Raw genomic sequence first — 18,820 nt, forward strand, 5'->3', positions numbered from 1 at the left:
AAACGGGTTTTCTAAGTGGATAGTGCTGATATGCGGATTCTCCACAGTTCCGACTGGCATCTTGGCCAGCATTTTATTGGTAAAAGCCGCGCTGCTGAGCATGCGGCTTTTTTGCGCTGGCTGGTGGCGCAGGTAAGCGAACTTAAGATTGATGCGTTAATTGTCGCTGGCGATATTTTTGATACCGCCACCCCGCCCAGCTATGCCCGCGAGCTATACAATCAGTTTATTGTCGATTTACAACCAACGGGTTGCCAATTAGTGATGTTGGGCGGTAACCATGACTCGCCGGCGGTACTGGCCGAAAGCAAACAGCTGCTGGCAAAACTGCATACCACCGTAATACCCGCCATTCCGGCTAACTTAGCTGAGCAGTTATTAGTATTGACTGACCAGCATAGCGCCCCGGCCTGTTTGCTGGCGGCGGTACCGTTTTTACGATCGCGTGATTTACTGCAAAGCCAGGCCGGCCAAAGCGGCCAGCAAAAGCAACAGGACCTGCAACAGGCCATCGCCAGCCACTACCAGCAGTTATTTGAACTGGCCCGGCAGTATAACGAGCAACATCAGCTGCAGTTACCAATCATCATGACCGGTCATTTAACCACTGTCGGCGTCAGTCAGTCAGAGTCGGTACGCGATATTTATATCGGTAGTTTAGAGGCTTTTTCGGCAAGTAAATTTCCGCCGGCCGATTACATTGCGCTGGGCCATATTCATCAGGCGCAACAGCTGAACAGCAGCACCGACATCCGCTACAGCGGCTCACCCATTCCGCTGAGCTTTGATGAAGCCCGCCAGCAAAAGCAGCTGTGGTTGCTTGAATTTAATGGCAACGACAAAGCCGTCAGTAGCATTGCCGTGCCATGCTTTCAGCCATTGGCCAGCATTAAAACCGATTTAGCCAGTTTGCCGGCGATGCTTAAGCCGCTGCTGGACACCTTAGCCGATGAGGCCAGCTTATGGCTTGAAGTGGTAATAAACAGCAGCGATGGCTATTTAAGCGACTTGCAGCCCCGGGTAGAAAAATTGCTCAGTGAGCTGCCGGTAGAACTGCTGAGGCTGCGCCGCGAACGTACCAGCAGCGGCAGCAGCCTGCAGCAACTGGAGCAAACCAGCCTGGCTGAACTGTCTCCGGCTGATGTCTGGCAGGCCCGGCTCGCCGATGAAGAGCTAACGGCTGAGCAGCAACAGCAGCTGACGGAGCTGCATCAGCTGGTATTGGCTAAAGTGTGGGATACAACGCAGCGCGCGGGGCAAGGCAACAAGGATGATAACGGATGAAAATCCTGGCGGTGCGGCTGCAAAACCTGAATTCGTTACGCGGCGAATGGACCATCGATTTTCGGCTGCCGCCTTTTGACAGTGCCAGTTTATTCGCCATCGTCGGCCCGACCGGTGCCGGGAAAACCACTATTCTCGATGCCATTTGTCTGGCGCTGTATCATCAGACACCACGCTTAAAAACCTCGCCTACCAGCAACGAACTGATGAGCCGGCATAGCAGTGAGTGTCTGGCTGAGGTTGAATTTGAAGTGGCGGGTCAGGGCTACCGGGCGTTCTGGAGCCAGCGCCGCGCCCGCGGTCAGGCTGATGGCAACTTGCAGGCAGCAAAAGTAGAACTGGCCCGGTTGGATGGCACTATTCTGGCCGAAAAAACCAATGAAAAACTGAAGCTGGTTACCGAGCTGACCGGGCTGGATTTTGCACGCTTTACCAAATCAATGCTGTTGGCTCAGGGTAGCTTCGCCGCTTTTTTAAATGCAGATGCCAATGAGCGCGCTGAATTACTGGAAGAGCTGACCGGGACCGACATTTATGGCCGGATTTCAGAACAAGTGTTCAGCGATGCCCGCGAGCACAAAAGTGCACTGGAACTGCTGCAAGCGAAAGCCTCGGCGACAGAGCTACTTTCTGCTGAGCAACAGCAAGCGTTAGCGGCAGAACTTGCGGCGGCGCAGGCAAAATTGAGTGAACAACAACAGGCGGTCAACCAGCAGCGGCAACTACTGCAGTGGCGTCAGCAAGTTACCGCAGCGGAGCAGGCCCTGGCACAAAGCCGGCAGGAGGCCGCAGAGCTCAAAGCCGAGCAGGCCAGGCAACAGCCAAAGCTTGTCCGGCTCAGCAACCATCAGCCGGCCAGTAAACTGGCACCGCTTTATCAATCATTGCAGCAGGCGGCGCAGCGGCTGCAAGATTTGCAGGCTAACCAGCAACAGCTGCAGCAAAATGTAGCATCTGGTCACACTGAGCAAGCCACACTGTTATGGCAGGGCTGGCAATTGCTACTGGCAGAACAGCAAAGTGCAGAACAACAACAGCAAAAACTCAGCCAGCAGCAGCAAGACCTGCAACAACAACAACGCCAGCTGGCAGCAACACTGCAACAGCAAACTGATGCTCACACTCTTCTTAAACAGCAATTGGCCAGGCTGGGGCAAGGCGGTGATGCGGCAACATTGCGCCAGCAGCAACAACAACAGCGTGAACGTCTGTATCAGCTGCAACAAGCACAACGGCTGCTGGCGCAGCAGCAAAAATGGCAGCAACAACTGACAGAACTACAACAGCAACTTAGTGACAAGCAACAACAGCTGGCGCCGCTTGCTGAGCAGCTGACCATGTTACGCAGCCGCTTTAAAAGCCTGAGCGAACAAATCACCGATAAAAAGCAGCTTCTGGCGCAACAGCAATTGATTATGCAGTTATCGGAGCACAGAGCGAACTTGCAGCCGGAGCAGCCTTGTCCGCTCTGTGGCAGCACGGAGCACCCTGCAGTTAGTGAGTATCAGCAGCTGGATGGGTCGGCCACCGCTAAACAACTGGCCGAAAAAGAAGCAGCGCTGAGTAAGGTGCAAACTGAGGGTGAAACGGCACGGACCCGTCAGGCAGAGCTGAATACTGCAATGGTGCAGTTACAACGGCAGGCCACGCAACAACAGGCTGAGTTGGAAGAGTTGCAACACCAGTTACAACCGCTGCTGCTGGACCTGGTTGCTGCGGCAATGCCTGCAGACAACGCCAACCTTACCCGGACACTTAATGAGCACTATGACCAGCTACAGCAACAACTGACCGCCAACGCGCAACAGCTAACCCAACTGGAGCAGCAGCAACAACAGTTACAGCAACTGGTATCAGAGCAGCAGCAAACAGAGCGCCGGCAAACTGATGTTGCGCATCAGCTGGCCTTGCTGGCCCAGCAACAACAAAACCTGGCTCAGCAGCAACAGACACGAAGCAACGAGCTGGCAAGCTGGAAAGCGCAATGGCAGGCTCTGCAACACGCCGAGCCAAAAGTAACGTCTCCGTGCCGTGATCTGGCTGATCTGAAAAGCCAGTTGCAACAGCTGCAACAACAATTGCAGCAGTTGGCAGGACAGCAGCAACAGTTACAACAGCAGTTGCAACAGGCCACGGCCGGGCAGCAACAAGCCACACAGCAATGGCAACAAGCCATTGCTGCCAGTAATTTTAACGATGAGGCAGCTTTTCTGGCAGCATTGTTAAGTGATGCCGAGCTGAGTGAACTTTCAGCATTGCAGCAACACCTGCATCAAGCTGAGGTCGCAATCAATCGACTATTAACGGATCGGCAGCAACGCGTCGACGAGCTAACCAGGCAACAGCTCAGCAGCGAATCACAAGCGCAATTGCAGCAACAGTTACAACAACTGGAACAACAGGTCCAGCAGCTTACAGAGCAGCAGGGCCGGCTGCAGCATCAGCTAAGCAATGATCAGCAACGACGCACCGCTCAGCAGAGTTTACTGGCAGAGATTGCCAGTGCAGAGCAGCACCTGGCGATATGGCAGCGACTGAACAGCCTGATAGGATCGGCTGATGGCGCAAAGTACCGGCGTTTTGCTCAGGGCCTGACCCTGCAACAATTGGTGGTGCTGGCTAACCGTCAGCTGCAGTTGCTGCATAACCGTTACCAGCTGGCACGCCACCCGAGTGCAGAACTGGAGCTGCAGGTGTTGGACACCTGGCAAGCCGATGCAGCACGTGATACCAAAACCTTGTCGGGCGGTGAAAGCTTTCTGGTTAGCCTGGCGCTGGCGCTGGCGTTATCGGATTTAGTCAGCAGCAAGACCAGTATCGATTCGTTATTTCTGGATGAGGGGTTTGGTACTCTGGACGCTGATACGCTGGAAAGCGCATTGGCCGTGCTGGACCAGCTAAATGCCAGTGGCAAGATGATCGGTATTATCAGCCACGTGGAGGCGTTAAAGCAGCGGGTACCGGTACAAATAACACTGGAAAAGCAGCAGGGGTTGGGTTACAGCCAAATCCGGATCAGTCAGTAGCGCTGGACGCCGGGCCGCGTTGTTTTTTCAGTAATTCAGCAAATTCGGCGGCCGGTACCGGCCTGCTGAAATAATAGCCCTGATAATAATCACAATGTTGCTGGCGCAAAAATGCCAGTTGTTCAGCCGTTTCCACCCCTTCAGCCAGCACTTTAAAGCGCAGGTTATGCGCCAGGTCTATTATTGCTTTGGCGATACTCTGATCATCCTCGGCGGAAGGTAAGTTTTCGATAAAACGTTTGTCAATTTTCAGCACATCAAGTGGCAAACGTTTTAAGTAAGCCAACGAAGAATAACCGGTACCAAAATCGTCGATAGCCAGTTTAATACCCTGGGCGCGGAGGGCCGTCATGGTTTTTATCACCACATCTTCGTCACCCATTAAGGCATTTTCGGTAACTTCTAATTCCAGACAGCCAGGATCAAAGCCGGTTTCCTGCAAAATGCCGGTTATTTTCTGCTGCAGGTCTCCTTTATTAAATTGCTGCGCTGAAACGTTAATGGCCAGATTAATATTGTCCAGGCCTGCCAGTTGCCAGGCCTGGCCCTGGCGGCAGGCTTGTTGCAAAACAAAGTGACCTATCGGGTGAATTAGACCGCTGGCCTCGGCCAGTGGGATAAAGGTATCCGGGCTTATCACACCATCTGTCGGGTCCAGCCAGCGCAATAACACTTCGGCACCAATAATCCGGCCGCTATTAATGTCCAGTTGCGGCTGATAATAGCAGGTTAAGTGGTTTTGTTTCATGGCATTGCGTAAGCGTTGTTCCAGCACCAGGCGGGCTCTGGCCTGCATAGTCAGGCTGTCAGAATAAAAGCTGTAAGTATTGCGGCCATCGGCTTTGGCTCGGTACAACGCGGCATCTGCGCCCTGTAATAATGCCTCGGCACTGTCGGCATGAATCGGATAAATACAAATGCCGATAGAGGCTGCCACATTGACATCCGTTTGCTGGCCAAGGGTAAAAGGGGCATGTAGTTGTTGCAGAATTTTGTCTGCTACTCTGGCAGCGTCCTCCGGCTGACCCAGTTGTTCCACCAGAAACACAAATTCATCACCTCCCAGCCGGGCCAGAGTATCCGTTTCCCGGCAACACAGGTTCAACCGCTCAGTTACCTGCAGCAGCAGGCTGTCACCGGTCTGATGGCCAAAACTGTCATTAATATCTTTAAAATGATCGAGGTCGAGGATCATTACCGCCAGAAACTGCTGATTACGTTTCGCCAGTTTAACGGCGCTGGTTAAGCGGTTACTGAAATGCTGACGGTTGGGTAACTGGGTTAACGGGTCGAACTCGGCTAAAAAGGCCAGTTCTTTTGCCTGGCGCTTGCGTTCTGTCAGGTCAATGTCAATACAGAAAATCTGCGGTGGTTTGTCAGGCAGCTTTACCACGGCGTGGTTAGAAAATACTGAAATCAGCGAGCCATCTTTTCGCTTCAACGTCAGCTCTTCAGCCGGAATAGGCTTAGCATGCTCAGCCATATAGGTCATGGCCTGACGAACTTCAGAGTGAGCTTCTTCAGGAATAATTAACTCCAGCAAGCTGCGACCAATTGCCTCCTCTTCACTGTAACCATAAATGAGTTCACTGGCACGGTTCCAATAAATGGTTGTGCCAAACTCATCATAACCCTGCACCGAAATTTGTGGTGCATTATCCAGTAAGGTTCTGAAACGCAATTCGCTTTCCAGCAGCTGTTGCTCTGCAAGTTTCTGCGCAGAGATATCCTGCACTACAGCAATAAAATAGGGGGGGGCATCGCCGGTGTCGGGGGCTTTGGCGACCGCCATTTTTACCCAGATAGTATGACCGGCTTTATTAAAATAGCGTTTCTCTAAGGTGTAGCTGGTGATGGTATCTTGCAGTAGCTGATTAAACTGATGCTGATCATGATCTAAATCTTCCGGGTGAGTGATCTGCTGGAAAGACATATCCAGCATTTCTGAGGGGCTATAGCCAAGCATTCGGGCAAAGTGTTGATTAACCCGTAATAACTGACCACTGGCGTTAGTGTGGGCGATACCCGCAGCGGCATGATCAAAGGTCTGGCTGAACGCTTGTTCACTCGCCTGCAATGACTCGGTTAAACGCTGGTGCTGACGTAACAGCAGCCAGGCCAGGAGCCCTGTCAAGCCTATGTAGAACAGCCCTTTATAGGTTTGATAACGAATAAGTTGCTCTGAGTTGTCAGCGATGATTAATATTAGTTTGTCACTAAATAATATCCAGATAACGCCAAGCAGAAGATACATCAGCACACCCATAATTGGGTACAGACGCAACATTCTGGCGGAGCGGTTTTGTTTCATTGGTTACATCTCTGGCACAAATAACGAAACGCCGTTAATAGGCGGTTAGGAAATTAAGCATAGTTTAAAATTTTAAATTAAAAAACTAATTAGATGAGATTCTTATTTAATAAGAACGCCTTAGCCGAGAAAGCCGGCTAAGGCGTTATCAGATTAAAAAGAGTAGACCAGGGTAAGGGAGGTTTGGGTGTCAGTATTTTCTTTATCTGGCTGAACGTCAGAATCGTTCTGAATTAGAAAGGCCGCTTTCATCTGCATAGCACCGTTAATTTTGGCGGTCAGTGCAGTTTCTGCAATAGTACGGGTGTTATCATCACCATATTCAACACTCAGGGTCTGGCTGAAGGCTGCAGACTCACTGATTTGCCAGTTGTATGCTGCCGCACCACGGATAATCAAGCCGCTTTCAGATTCACCGGTCGCCCGGGTGCCGCTAAAATAACCGGGACCAATTTCTACGTCCAGATGTTGAGTTTCAGCGTCATAAAGCCGGGTACCGTAACCGACTGCAACCGTATTGTACTTCTCAAAAGCACCAAACTTATCGCTGGTATGTGAGCCGATAACAAATAAATTATCGTGTTCAGTAGCCAGTTTATAGGCACCTTTGGCAGAAATAAGATAACGTTCAGCAGAGCGCTCTGTGATGGTATTACCATCGGCATCCGTTTTTTCATCCTCTTTGAAGAAAGCACTGAAAATATACTGATTGCTCCAGGACTCCAGTTCCTGACGGGCGTCAATTTTGCCGGTTATTGATGTGCCCACGGTGTTACCTGAGGTGGTAATGGCCCCCAGCTCTGCTGAGGTTTGCCATACCCTGGTTTCATCAGTTCCGGCTTCTTGCGCACTGAGGGCGCTGCTGGCAGCAAGACTGCCAAGCGCCAGGACAGTGAAAAACTTCATGCTTACTCCTTAGTATCTGCTTGCTCTTTGATTAAATGCACATCCATTTGCGGGAAGGGTATACCGATACCTTTCTCATCAAAGGTCAGTTTTACTTTTTCCAGCGTATCCCAGTACACGCCCCAGTAATCAGCTGAGTTAACCCAGGGGCGTACGTTTAAATTAACTGAAGAGTCAGCCAGCGCGCCAACCTTAATGCTGAATGCCGGGTCAGCCAGTACCCGCTCATCATTTTGCAAAATTTCTTCCAGTAACTTCTTCGCCAGCAGTAAATCTGAGTCGTAACTGATACCAATCACCAAATCAACCCGGCGGATAGGCTCAGATGAGTAATTGGTAATCGGGCCACCGGTGATCTGGGCGTTGGGAACAATAACCCGCTTATTATCAGGGGTTGTCATCTGAGTCTGGAAAATCTCTATTTTTTCAACAGTACCGGAAACACCACCACCATCAATAAAGTCGCCGGCTTTGAACGGGCGGAACAGAATAATTAAGATCCCTGAGGCAAAATTCGCCAGTGAACCTTGCAGTGCCAGGCCAATAGCCAGACCAGCGGCACCCAAAATGGCAATAAATGAGGTGGTTTGCACCCCAATTTGCGATAAGGCCATCAGTACTGTTGCGATCAGCACAATGGCATAAACAATACTGACCAGAAAAGCGACCACAGCCTTGTCTACTGAGCGCGCAAGCAGGCCTCGCTCCAGCAGACGCGAGATCCCTTTGGCGACAATTCGACCAACGTAAAAGATGACAATCGCTGCGACCAGTTGCAGCAGATAGCCAAGTATTACCTCATGGTTTTCCTGAAAAAACGTGTTTATCTCTTCCATTACACACCCCTTTTGTTAAACAATTCAGGCCAGCTTGTGATAGCACGTTTGCAAGTTTAGCAATCTTGGGCCTGTGATGGTACGCCGGGTCGGCAAAAAGCTAAAAAAACTTGGTTGCTAAAGCAAATTTAGCTAGAATAATTGACGAATGCGACGGTGACTGTAGCTCAGTTGGTAGAGCCCCGGATTGTGATTCCGGTTGTCGTGGGTTCGAGCCCCATCAGTCACCCCACTATATTCTTCAAACCTACAAACGCATTCTGCCTGGCTTGACCCTGCTACGTCCTCCCTCTATGGTTAAGATCACTTTCAGTAAATACCCTTAATGAAATGGATTTAGCGTCACTTCAACAGCAGTTACAGTGCCCCAATCTAGCGCCGGTTGAGAGCTGGCAACCCAAATTTTGTGGCGACTTGCCGCTGCGGATTACTGCTGATGGCCGCTGGTTGTATCAGGGCAGTGAAATCCGCCGCCAGCCGATGGTGCGCCTCTTTGCGTCAGTCCTGATTTGTCAGCAGCAGCAATATTATTTGCAAACGCCGGTAGAAAAAGTACGGATCCAGGTTGAAGACGCCCCTTTCCTGGTGGTTGCCAGCCAATGGCAGGACACGGTTAACGGGCCTTTGCTAACGTTAACCACTAATATTGGTGATGCCGTTAGTGTCACGCCGCAGTATCCACTGCGTTTAAAGACGTTTGCGCAACAGCAGTTGCCCTATCTGCAATTATGGCGCGGTTTATCAGCCCGTTTAAACCGCAATACCTATTACCAGTTAATTGAGCAATGCAGCGAAGTCTATTGGAATGGCGCCAGTCATTATCAGCTGAAAAGTGCTGGTTATCCGTTTACGCTGGGCGTGTTGGTCTGAGTTAGCCACTCAACGTACAAAATATGGGCTGTATCGCAGGCTGGTTGCTAACATCTGGCTGCCAGGTGCACAGTGCAGTAATCATTGTAAGGAAACCACACTATGCGCAAAGCATTATTATCTGTCGCCATTTGTCTAAGCATTAACGCTACTGCTGCCAGTGCAGCAACACTAATCCACGCCGGCAAGCTGATTAATGTTGAAGACGGTAAAGTATTGACTGAACAAACTATTATTATTGATGGTGAAAAAATCTCGTCGATAGCGAAAGGCTTTCGTCAGCCCACAGCGGACGATACCCTGATTGATCTAAGCCAACATACCGTTATGCCGGGTTTAATGGATATGCATACCCACTTTTATACTCAGTTCAGCCCTACAGTTTACAGTGAAGGCCAGCGCCTGAATGAAGCTGATTTTGCCCTGCGCGGTGCCGTATTTGCTGAAAAAACCTTAATGGCTGGCTTTACCACAGTGCGGGAACTGGGTGACAGTTATCACATTAGTGTCGCACTACGCAAAGCGATAGACCAGGGCTATGTTAACGGCCCGAGAATTTATGCTGCGGGTAAGTCTATTGCCACAACCGGGGGACATGCTGACCCAACTAATGGCGTTGCTTATGCCCAGATGGGCGACCCGGGTCCGAAGGAAGGGGTAATTAATGGCCCGGAAGAGGCCCGAAAAGCTGTGCGGCAGCGTTATAAAGAAGGTGCTGATCTGATTAAACTGACGGGTACCGGTGGCGTGTTGAGCGTAGCTAAAAGTGGCACCAATCCGCAGTTTACCGATGCTGAGCTGGCTGCTGTGGTGCAAACGGCCAAAGATTATGAGATGAAAGTCGCTGTGCATGCGCATGGTAAAGAGGGTATGGAGCGGGCAATCAAAGCTGGCGTCGATTCAATTGAACACGGCACCTTTATGGATAACGCCACTTTTGCCCTGATGCGGAAGCAGGGTACTTACTACGTGCCCACTATCAGCGCCGGGAAATGGGCGGCAGAAAAGGCGGCGATCAGCGGCTTTTTCCCGGAGCTGGTGCGGCCCAAAGCGGCCAGCATCGGCAAACTAATTCAGCAAACTTTTGGTAACGCCTATAAGGCCGGGGTGAAAATCGCTTTTGGTACCGACGCCGGTGTTTTTCCGCATGGTGAAAACTGGCGGGAATTTATTTATATGACCGAAGCTGGCATGCCAGCGATGGCTGCTATTCAGTCGGCAACCATTGAAGGCGCAAGGTTGTTGGGAGTTGAGGCTGAATTAGGCAGCATTAGCAGCGGTAAAATTGCAGATATTATTGCGGTATCCGGCGACCCATTGCAGGACATTACCGTGATGGGCGATGTCAGGTTTGTTATGAAAGCCGGTACTGTTTATAAACAGTAATATGCAAACATAGCCGGCTTTATGTAACTAATGCCGGTTTAGTCCACTCTCAAGCTGGCTTAAAGCGTTGTAATAGCTTGCTGGTGTCGGACATAATTTGTGGCGCTAAAGTTTGTTCAGCCTGCAGCCGCTGCTTGTCCTGAGCTAAGGTAGCCTGTTTACTCTGCTGTTTCCGCGCCTGATGAGTGGGCATATCTTTCACTGTCTGATACATCTGAAAAATACCCGGGTAGTCAGTTGCCAGCGGCCCCTGCTGTTGTTCCGGTAAGCGAGTAAGCAACACCCATACCCGCAGTGCCCCTTCTGACAACTCACACTGGCCGGCATCTACCGCTTTGCAGATAGTATAAATGCTTTGTTCAACATACCGTTGATTTTGCAATTGTTGCTGCTGTTGCTTTGCTGCCAGTTGTTTTCGCTGCTTACTCTGCTGCTGTAGCAGCCACAACAGCTTGCCGGCGTAAAATGCCAGGCCGGCAATTATTAGCAGCGCCAGCACAATCAGAAATATCAACCAGGGGTTTTGCATTAATCCTCTTCACCTAAAATAGACTTACGCCAGTCAATACGCTCAAACTGGGCCAGTGGATCGTCATCTTCTGCAGCGTCCGCTTGCTCTGTCAGGCCGAGTTGCTCCAGCAGTTGCTCCAGCCTGGCTGTTTTCGCATTAAAATACTTGGCATCTTTACCGGTCAGCACTTCGTTATTTTCTACCCGTTCCAGCAACTGCTGCAACTGCGTGTCGTTCTCAATCATTGCCAGTTCTTCGGCAGCAGTTAAACCAGGCACTACCACCTTGCTTAGTTTGGCTTTAGGCTGCAAATCTGGCTTAATTTGCGGTGTTACCGCCGGTTCAGCGACCAGTGCTATTGGTTTTTTACTGCCGGTTCTGGGGTCTTTCGGGCCATTGTGTTGCGCGTGCGGTGCAGTATTTTGCTCTACAATCGCGTTGCGGCTGCCGGATTTTTTACCTGCGCCTTTTTTCTTGGTTTCTTCTTTGGGCTGGCGCAGTTTGCGAGCTTCTGCTGCAGGCATATGGCGTTGGCCATTATTGCCGGTACTACGACTTTTCTTTTGACGCGTCATAACAGGATACCTGTAAAAAAGGGCGCGTATTTTAACCAGTTTTCTGCAGGATCACCACATCATTCGTCACAAAGTCAGCAGTCATTTTTGCCTGGGCTGCCAGCCAGCTGAATGTATCCTGATGAAAAAAGCTGACATGAGTCGGATCATTTTTGTAATGCCAGCGGCTGAATGCCTCTGAATCGGTGTAACGCTTGGTCATTATCGCCAGCAAACCTGCTGGCTTAAGCAATTGCAGCCAGAGTTGCCACTCATGTTGGGGCTGAACAAAATGTTCTATCGCTTCACTGCAACAGATAAAATCATATCGCTGCTGTAACACAACAGGGTCGTCTGCAAAAAAAGGGTCCCATAGCTGCATTTGCTGGCCTGCCTCGGTTAGTATTTTTGCCAGCAGAGGCCCGGGGCCGCAACCGTAATCGAGGCCTGAATGGCCAACACCGGGTAACTTTGCCAGTAGCGGCTCGCTTAACCTGGCCAGAAATTGCCGGTAGCCATTGTCGTTAAGATCATTGTTATGCAGCAGATACTGAGCATATTCAGCGTCGCGGCTCAGCAAACTGCCACGATCGGCAAATACCAGTGCACAGATATTGCACCTGAAATAGCTGCGCTGTTTATCCTGATGATATAACTCCGGCCCGGTTGCCCGGCACAGCGGACAGTAGGAATTGGCAGACAGCGCCATAGTTGACCTCAATACAACATCGTTCTCAGGGCTCACCTGATATTGAAAACGCTTTATTGTAAAAAACAAAAGGGCGATAAGATAGCCTTATCGCCCCGTATACTTGTGTCTAGGTGGACACTTCTCTCAATTTCGCTAAATCATCCTGATGCGTTTACAACGACCCTGTTAATACAAGTTCCATATATTATTGCGTATCTTCCATGTATAAAATTTTATTCTTCACGACCATCCTGGTACTTTATTACTCATCCCTGGGCGTCTTGCAACGCTATGCACCTTCCTGATGCCAAATAGAGTGTACCGATATCGGCACTTACTTCCTTGCCGCTTGCGCAGTTCCCTGTTGTTATTTGTTACTAAACGTAACTGGGTTTAATTTACTCTGATCTGAGCGGATGACAAGCCTCTGCTGAAAAAAAATGCAATTTTAATAACTGAATATTCAGCTAGCTGTTATAAATCAAACATTTAAAGATTTTTTATGAAATGAGAAAAGTTCAATATTTTTTATGAAATAGCAGATTGCTTACAGCGGTGTGAGAAATATCTTACAAAAAAGAACCGTGACGGGGCCTGAACCCCGTCAGCAGGGTATCGCTCAGTAGGGTGTTACTTAGTGCAGGCCGCCTAAATATTGCGACAGCACTTCAATGTCTTCATCAGTCAGTTTTCTGGCGATATCACCCATCATGCCATTCATGTCATTGGCACGGGTTCCGTCGCGAAACTCCAGCAAGGTCGCTTTCAGGTAAGAGGCATGCTGACTGGATATTTTTGGAAAGCCCGCCAGGCTGGTACCAACACCGCGTGGACCATGACAAGCAATACAGGCTGCGACACCGCGGGCCTGATCGCCACCGCGATATAATTGTTGCCCTTTAGCGATGACATCTTCCGGTGTCGTGCCACTTTTCATCGATTGTGAGGCAAAATATGCGGCCAGGTCTTTCATGTCCTGATCGCTCAGCGTGGCGACCATCCCGAACATAATAGCGTTGTTACGGCCATCTTTACCGCCTGTCGTCATACCCAGTTTATAATCAGTTAACTGTTTATACAGATACTCTGCATGCTGGCCAGCAATTTTTGGATAAATATCTACCATACTGTTGCCGTCAGTACCATGACAGGCTACGCAGGTAGTCGATTTAGCTTTGCCTGCTTCAGCATCGCCATCAAAGGCATTAGCTGTACCGATTAAACCGATTAACAGCGTCAGTGGAAGTACGAGTTTTTTCATTTTATATCCGTCTCTGTCCGCATTAAACCGCCAGCAAACTGGCAACCAAGTTCGTTTATAAGAATAAGTGCAGCCATTTTACACGAAACTGCCCAAAGTAAAATCCCATCTGTGTTGCAAAAGCTTCTTCCGATCCGTCAGATCCGTTACAATGGCCCAAATTTAACCGCCGGAGCAGGCAGTGTACAAAGCAAAATTCAATTACCAACAAGCTACTTTTTTAACCAGCGCCCCTGATATTAAGGCATTACCGGCCGACAGCGGTATTGAAGTAGCTTTTGCCGGCCGGTCTAACGCAGGTAAATCCAGTGCTTTAAATACGCTGACCCGGCAAAATAGTTTAGCCCGGACCAGTAAAACACCTGGCCGTACCCAACTTATCAATACGTTTGTGTTTGCTGAGAACAAAAGGTTGATAGATTTACCTGGTTATGGTTTTGCCAAAGTACCACTGGCTGTAAAGGAAAAATGGCAGAAATCACTGTCGCAATATCTGGAAAAACGCCAGAGTTTGCAAGGCTTAGTGGTATTGATGGATATCCGTCATCCACTGAAAGATTTGGATCAGCAATTAGTGCACTGGGCGGTACAAAGCGAGTTACCGGTGCTTATTTTATTAACCAAGGCCGATAAGCTTGGGCCGGGTGCCCGCAAAAAAACCTTGTTGGAAGTGCGGGAAGCGTCCCTGGCATTTATGGGCGATGTCACAGTGCATATGTTCAGTTCACTTACCAAAATTGGTATGACGGAATTTGAACAAACCCTGGATAACTGGTTTAGCACTGACAGCAACCCAAATACGCCGGACGCGGCTGGTTAAAAAAGGCAGCCATAAAAAAACCGACACTAAAAAGTGTCGGCTATAGCAATCGGGGAGAAGCTAATAATTCAAATCAACAGGGTGTCTTATCGCTAAGACAGCGCCATTATACAACAAAACTCCCGCGTTTAAAGTATTTACTCTAAAAAATATTGCTTAATTTCAGTTTCGGCTGGCATCAATTACCAGTAGTACTTATTTTCAGATAAAAAAACGCCCCGCTGCAAAACAGCGGGGCGGCTAAATAAGCCTACTTTCTATAGCCTGCCATAGTGGCGTGGCCCTGAAAGATAGAACATCTTACCTCTGTACCCTACCCGACAAATTTTAGCCACTTGGCCAATAATTGCAAGTTTTTATGTAATAAAACTACAAAAAAATTATTATTAGCCATATTACGCTGCTTAATGTAATTAAATTACCATACTTGGTGACACTCTGGTCCAGGCTAGTGCGCCTGATCCCAGTTATCACCGCTGCCAGCTTCGGCCAGGAGCGGTACCTTTAAACTGGCAGCACTTTCCATAATGGCGACCAGTTCAGTCTGCACCGATGTCAGGTTTGCTGCAGGCACTTCAAATACCAGTTCATCGTGTACCTGCATAATCATTTTTATGTCATCATTTTGCTGGCTGCTCAGCCAGCTATCAACTTTGATCATTGCCATCTTTATAATGTCGGCCGCGCTGCCCTGCATTGGTGCATTAATCGCGGCCCGCTCCGCGCCTTTTTGCCGACCCATGTTGCGGGCATTAATATCGGGCAGATACAGCCGGCGGCCGTACAGCGTCTCGACATACCCCAGTTCATGCGCCTGCTTACGGGTATCTTCCATATAGCGCAGTACTCCGGGGAAGCGCTCAAAGTAGCGGTTGACGTAGCGTTGAGCATCGCTACGGCTGATCCCCAGCTGTTTGGCCAGACCAAAAGCCGACATGCCATAAATTAAACCAAAGTTTACTGCTTTTGCCTGACGACGTTGTTCGCTGCTGACATCCTCAAGTGCTACCCCAAATACTTCTGCTGCGGTCGCTTTGTGCACATCCAGGCCTTGAGCAAAGGCATCGAGCAGTGCTTTGTCAGCCGATAAATGCGCCATAATCCTTAATTCAATTTGCGAATAGTCGATGGCCAGAATTTTTTTACCTTGTGGAGCAATAAAGGCCTGGCGAATACGGCGGCCCTCTTCACTGCGAATAGGAATATTCTGCAGGTTAGGCTCGGTTGAGCTCAGCCGCCCGGTGGCAGCAATAGCCTGATGATAAGAGGTGTGTACCCGCCCGGTGGCCGGATTAATTACTTTTGGCAGTTTATCAGTATAGGTCGACTTTAATTTGCTTAAGCCACGATGCTCAGTGATCAGTTTCGGAAAGTCGTATTCCAGCGCTAACTCTGCCAGTACGTCTTCGGCAGTGGATGGGGTGCCGCCCGGGGTTTTTTTCAATACCGGTAAGCCCATCTGGTTAAAAAGTATTTCCTGCAATTGCTTGGGTGATGCCATATTAAAGGTCTGGCCTGCCTGTTGGTAAGCCTGTTCAGCAAGCTGATCAATCCGCTTGGTTAGTTGCTGGCTCTGTAAACCCAGTACTTTACTGTCGATCAGTACGCCATTTCGTTCAATTTTACTCAGCACCGTAACCAGTGGTACCTCTATCTCGGTCAGTACCTTTGCCAGGCCCGGCTCTGCCTGGATTTGTGGCCACAATTTAAGATGTAGTTGCAGGGTGACATCAGCATCTTCCGCGGCATAGGGCGCGGCCTGTTCCAGTGCAATCTGGTTAAAACTAAGTTGCTTGGCCCCTTTGCCGGCAATATCTTCAAAACTGATATTGCTATGGCCAAGATACTTCAGCGCCAGGCTATCCATATCATGCCGGCTGGCAACGGAGTTAAACACGTAAGATTCCAGCATAGTATCGAAGCGGATACCTTGCAGAGTTATGTCATAGCGGGCCAGCACGCTGCGGTCGTATTTCAGGTTCTGGCCGACTTTCGCTTTGTTGTTGTCCTGTAGCCAGGGTTTTAATGCTGCCAGCACATCGTCGCGGTTTAGCTGCTGTGGTGCGCCGACATAGTCATGAGCCAGCGGCAGATACCAGGCCTGGCCGGGGGCAACAGCAAATGACATGCCTACCAGTTCTGCCTGCATATAGTCCAGGCTGGTGGTTTCGGTATCAAACGCGGTCAGTTCAGCTTTTTCAATGGTGCTGAGTAACGTTGCAAATTCGTCCTGGCTCAGAATGGTCTGATATTGGCTGCGGTCCAGCGTTGGCGGCACGGCATCAGCTTGTTGTGTATCAGAGGCAGTTTGCTGGTCGTCAGTTACCAGCTGCTCCGGTGCTTTATCCTGCAGGATCTCCGCCAGCCAGCGTTTAAACTCACAATGACGGTATAACTCGGCCAGTTGCTGGCGGTCTGCCGGTTGAATAGCCAGCTCATCGAGCTGACAATTCAATTCCACATCGGTTTTAATCGTCGCCAGTTGATATGATAATTCCAGTTGTGCTTTATGCTCAGCCAGCTTTGCCGCCATGGTCTTGGCACCGCGAAAACTCAGCTCAGCCACTTTATCCAGCTGTTGATAAATATTTTCAATAGAACCCAGACCCTGTAATAAAGCGGCAGCCGTTTTTTCACCGACACCAGGCAGGCCGGGAATGTTGTCTACTTTGTCACCCATCAGTGCCAGGTAATCAATGATCGCTTCCGGGCCTACCCCGAATTTCGTGACCACAGATTCAGGATCAAGCAAGGTATTGGTCATGGTATTAATCAGGGTGACGTGACCGTCCACTAATTGGGCCATATCCTTATCGCCGGTAGAAATCAACGTGTGCCGTCCGGCACTACTGGCTTGCCGGGCCAGCGTGCCAATAACATCATCAGCTTCCACGCCACTTATACACAAGAGTGGCAGGCCCATTGCCCGGACTATCTGATGTATTGGCTCAATCTGAATGCGCAGATCATCCGGCATAGCAGGCCGGTGAGCTTTGTATTCACTGTACATCTCGTTGCGAAACGTCGGGCCTTTGGCATCAAATACTACCGCCATATGGCTGGGATTATATTGGCGCAACAGGCTTTTCAGCATATTGATTACACCATAAATGGCACCAGTGGCTTCTCCCCGTGAATTTGTTAAGTGTGGTGGCGAGTGATAAGCACGAAATAAATAAGAGGAACCATCTACTAATATCAACGGGTTTTTAGGGATATAAACCATGGCTATGCAGTCCTGCAGAAATTTTCTATAGCATGCCACAGCCAGCGGATGACAGCCAGAATTGCTACAGAGTGAAAAGGTCGGTTTTTAGCGGATAAGCTGTGGATAACTTTGTGTAAAACTAATAGTTAACAACCACACATTTAATTAAATGATGGATAGGCATGTTATATAACTTCATGATTTTTAATGTAAACGAGGGGAAATCGCGAACGCCCTTGTTATTATTATTTTTACATCCACTTTGTGGAAAAACTTTCTACGGGGTCTGAAGGAGTGTGACAACCTGGTCATTCCCTGACTGAGTAGGTCGATTAGACTACCACAAACCAGGCTGTTGCATAGTAGTTGTTTTAAATAATTTCGCTATTAAAAGTTAGCTGTTAAAGAAGCTAAAAGCATAAAGCAGGTGAGCTGGGGCTTTGCGGGCTACCAGTTAACAGAACGCTCGCTGATCCTGCGGCAATACAGTGGCGTAAAAGGAATTAAACGTGGCTGACTAATAAAACAGCAGTTCAGATCGATATTGCAGTCTTTTAATTGCGTCAGCTTGCAGGCTATAATGGCAGCAATATAATTCTGCCTTAAGCTACGGGAAACTTTTAATGAAGAAACTAACTTTTGCGCTGGCTTCGTTTCTGCTTGCGGTTGGTGCGATTGCCAGTACGGATAATAATGAAGAATTGGCTAAGCGCATAGCGCCGGTGGGACAGATATATGTAGCCGGTCAGCAAGCCGAAGTTGCAGCCGAATCCAGTGGCCCGCGCTCTGGTGAAGATGTGTATAAAGGTGCTTGTATTGCCTGTCATGGCACGGGCGCGCTGGACGCGCCAAAGCCGGGTGCTGATACCTGGAAACCTCGTATTGCGCAGGGCTTTGATGTGATGTTAAAGCACTCAATTGAAGGGTTTAACAATATGCCGGCCATGGGTACCTGTGCTACCTGCAGCGAAGATGAAATTGCTGCGGCCATCCGGTTTATGATCGACGGCGTGTAGCCATTACTAAAATTCAGATAAACAAAAGCCGTGCTCAGCACGGCTTTTGTCTGTAAAAAAGGCACTAAAATAGTTTGTTTAACGGCTGATCACTTCCATGTGGCGAAACTTTGTGCATAATAACAACTATCTTAACGCCA

Annotated in this window: 14 protein-coding genes and 1 tRNA gene; 7 read left to right on the forward strand and 8 right to left on the reverse strand. The window is 49.4% G+C overall.

What is annotated here, in order from left to right:
* Window positions 1–30 precede the first annotated feature (30 nt).
* The gene (sbcD, locus tag CRO03_RS05290; protein WP_097110889.1) at window positions 31–1,284 is read left to right on the forward strand and encodes an exonuclease subunit SbcD; all 1,254 of its coding nucleotides are present in this window, start codon (window positions 31–33) and stop codon (window positions 1,282–1,284) included.
* Window positions 1,281–4,310, forward strand: a complete 3,030-nt coding sequence (gene sbcC / locus CRO03_RS05295) for an exonuclease subunit SbcC (RefSeq protein WP_097110586.1) — start codon at window positions 1,281–1,283, stop codon at window positions 4,308–4,310. The genes sbcD and sbcC overlap by 4 nt, the downstream gene beginning before the upstream one ends.
* On the opposite strand, the gene CRO03_RS05300 is transcribed toward sbcC, so the two are convergent.
* From CRO03_RS05300 to CRO03_RS05310, 3 genes are all read right to left on the reverse strand, one after another.
* Window positions 4,300–6,621, reverse strand: a complete 2,322-nt coding sequence (locus CRO03_RS05300; RefSeq protein ID WP_097110587.1) for a sensor domain-containing protein — start codon at window positions 6,619–6,621, stop codon at window positions 4,300–4,302. The two genes, sbcC and CRO03_RS05300, sit on opposite strands and share 11 nt — an antisense overlap.
* Window positions 6,622–6,774: 153 nt before the next feature.
* Window positions 6,775–7,527 (reverse strand): DUF481 domain-containing protein, encoded by a 753-nt coding sequence (locus CRO03_RS05305; RefSeq protein WP_097110588.1) that lies wholly within the window; start codon window positions 7,525–7,527, stop codon window positions 6,775–6,777.
* 2 nt (window positions 7,528–7,529) lie between these two features.
* Complete coding sequence (locus CRO03_RS05310) at window positions 7,530–8,363, reverse strand: mechanosensitive ion channel domain-containing protein (protein ID WP_097110589.1); 834 nt, start codon at window positions 8,361–8,363, stop codon at window positions 7,530–7,532.
* Between the two features lie 156 nt (window positions 8,364–8,519).
* Here CRO03_RS05310 and CRO03_RS05315 point away from each other — a divergent pair.
* The 3 genes from CRO03_RS05315 to CRO03_RS05325 all read left to right on the forward strand — a co-directional run bounded on the left by CRO03_RS05315 (window position 8,520) and on the right by CRO03_RS05325 (window position 10,619).
* Window positions 8,520–8,595 (forward strand) — tRNA-His (locus CRO03_RS05315).
* A 98-nt stretch (window positions 8,596–8,693) separates the two neighbouring features.
* Window positions 8,694–9,233 (forward strand): DUF1285 domain-containing protein, encoded by a 540-nt coding sequence (locus CRO03_RS05320; RefSeq protein WP_097110590.1) that lies wholly within the window; start codon window positions 8,694–8,696, stop codon window positions 9,231–9,233.
* Between the two features lie 102 nt (window positions 9,234–9,335).
* Window positions 9,336–10,619: a metal-dependent hydrolase family protein gene (locus CRO03_RS05325; protein WP_097110591.1), complete on the forward strand. Its 1,284-nt coding sequence runs from the start codon at window positions 9,336–9,338 to the stop codon at window positions 10,617–10,619.
* Window positions 10,620–10,668: 49 nt separating this feature from the next.
* Here the strand turns inward: CRO03_RS05325 and CRO03_RS05330 are convergent, their stop codons facing one another.
* The 4 genes from CRO03_RS05330 to CRO03_RS05345 form a co-directional block, all read right to left on the reverse strand.
* The gene (locus CRO03_RS05330; RefSeq protein ID WP_097110592.1) at window positions 10,669–11,148 is read right to left on the reverse strand and encodes a DUF2489 domain-containing protein; all 480 of its coding nucleotides are present in this window, start codon (window positions 11,146–11,148) and stop codon (window positions 10,669–10,671) included.
* Window positions 11,148–11,705: a Der GTPase-activating protein YihI gene (gene yihI / locus CRO03_RS05335; protein ID WP_097110593.1), complete on the reverse strand. Its 558-nt coding sequence runs from the start codon at window positions 11,703–11,705 to the stop codon at window positions 11,148–11,150. Before yihI ends, CRO03_RS05330 begins: the two co-directional genes overlap by 1 nt.
* Before the next feature lie 31 nt (window positions 11,706–11,736).
* Window positions 11,737–12,393 carry a class I SAM-dependent methyltransferase gene (locus CRO03_RS05340; RefSeq protein ID WP_097110594.1) on the reverse strand — a complete coding sequence of 219 codons (657 nt, stop codon included), beginning with the start codon at window positions 12,391–12,393 and terminating at the stop codon, window positions 11,737–11,739.
* A gap of 616 nt (window positions 12,394–13,009) precedes the next feature.
* A complete protein-coding gene (locus CRO03_RS05345; RefSeq protein WP_097110595.1) occupies window positions 13,010–13,636 on the reverse strand; it encodes a c-type cytochrome in 627 nt (208 codons plus the stop codon).
* Between the two features lie 181 nt (window positions 13,637–13,817).
* On the opposite strand from CRO03_RS05345, the gene yihA reads away from it, so the two are divergent.
* Window positions 13,818–14,456, forward strand: coding sequence for a ribosome biogenesis GTP-binding protein YihA/YsxC (yihA, locus tag CRO03_RS05350; RefSeq protein ID WP_097110596.1), 639 nt, complete (start codon window positions 13,818–13,820; stop codon window positions 14,454–14,456).
* Window positions 14,457–14,904: 448 nt separating this feature from the next.
* Here yihA and polA read toward each other — a convergent pair whose 3' ends face one another.
* On the reverse strand, window positions 14,905–17,682 hold the full coding sequence (gene polA, locus CRO03_RS05355; RefSeq protein ID WP_097110597.1) for a DNA polymerase I: 2,778 nt from the start codon (window positions 17,680–17,682) through the stop codon (window positions 14,905–14,907).
* A gap of 605 nt (window positions 17,683–18,287) precedes the next feature.
* On the opposite strand from polA, the gene CRO03_RS05360 reads away from it, so the two are divergent.
* Window positions 18,288–18,680: a c-type cytochrome gene (locus tag CRO03_RS05360; RefSeq protein ID WP_097110598.1), complete on the forward strand. Its 393-nt coding sequence runs from the start codon at window positions 18,288–18,290 to the stop codon at window positions 18,678–18,680.
* Window positions 18,681–18,820 lie beyond the last annotated feature (140 nt).

The sequence above is a fragment of the Arsukibacterium tuosuense genome, from assembly GCF_900215315.1.
GTDB lineage: Bacteria > Pseudomonadota > Gammaproteobacteria > Enterobacterales > Alteromonadaceae > Alishewanella > Alishewanella tuosuense.

Excerpts from the sequence above, each read along its gene's own strand:
- sbcD (WP_097110889.1), top strand. The coding sequence starts at position 31 with ATGCGGATTCTCCACAGTTCCGACTGGCATCTTGGCCAGCATTTTATT.
- sbcC (WP_097110586.1), top strand. The coding sequence starts at position 1,281 with ATGAAAATCCTGGCGGTGCGGCTGCAAAACCTGAATTCGTTACGCGGC.
- CRO03_RS05300 (WP_097110587.1), bottom strand. The coding sequence starts at position 6,621 with ATGAAACAAAACCGCTCCGCCAGAATGTTGCGTCTGTACCCAATTATG.
- CRO03_RS05305 (WP_097110588.1), bottom strand. The coding sequence starts at position 7,527 with ATGAAGTTTTTCACTGTCCTGGCGCTTGGCAGTCTTGCTGCCAGCAGC.
- CRO03_RS05310 (WP_097110589.1), bottom strand. The coding sequence starts at position 8,363 with ATGGAAGAGATAAACACGTTTTTTCAGGAAAACCATGAGGTAATACTT.
- CRO03_RS05320 (WP_097110590.1), top strand. The coding sequence starts at position 8,694 with ATGGATTTAGCGTCACTTCAACAGCAGTTACAGTGCCCCAATCTAGCG.
- CRO03_RS05325 (WP_097110591.1), top strand. The coding sequence starts at position 9,336 with ATGCGCAAAGCATTATTATCTGTCGCCATTTGTCTAAGCATTAACGCT.
- CRO03_RS05330 (WP_097110592.1), bottom strand. The coding sequence starts at position 11,148 with ATGCAAAACCCCTGGTTGATATTTCTGATTGTGCTGGCGCTGCTAATA.
- yihI (WP_097110593.1), bottom strand. The coding sequence starts at position 11,705 with ATGACGCGTCAAAAGAAAAGTCGTAGTACCGGCAATAATGGCCAACGC.
- CRO03_RS05340 (WP_097110594.1), bottom strand. The coding sequence starts at position 12,393 with ATGGCGCTGTCTGCCAATTCCTACTGTCCGCTGTGCCGGGCAACCGGG.
- CRO03_RS05345 (WP_097110595.1), bottom strand. The coding sequence starts at position 13,636 with ATGAAAAAACTCGTACTTCCACTGACGCTGTTAATCGGTTTAATCGGT.
- polA (WP_097110597.1), bottom strand. The coding sequence starts at position 17,682 with ATGGTTTATATCCCTAAAAACCCGTTGATATTAGTAGATGGTTCCTCT.
- CRO03_RS05360 (WP_097110598.1), top strand. The coding sequence starts at position 18,288 with ATGAAGAAACTAACTTTTGCGCTGGCTTCGTTTCTGCTTGCGGTTGGT.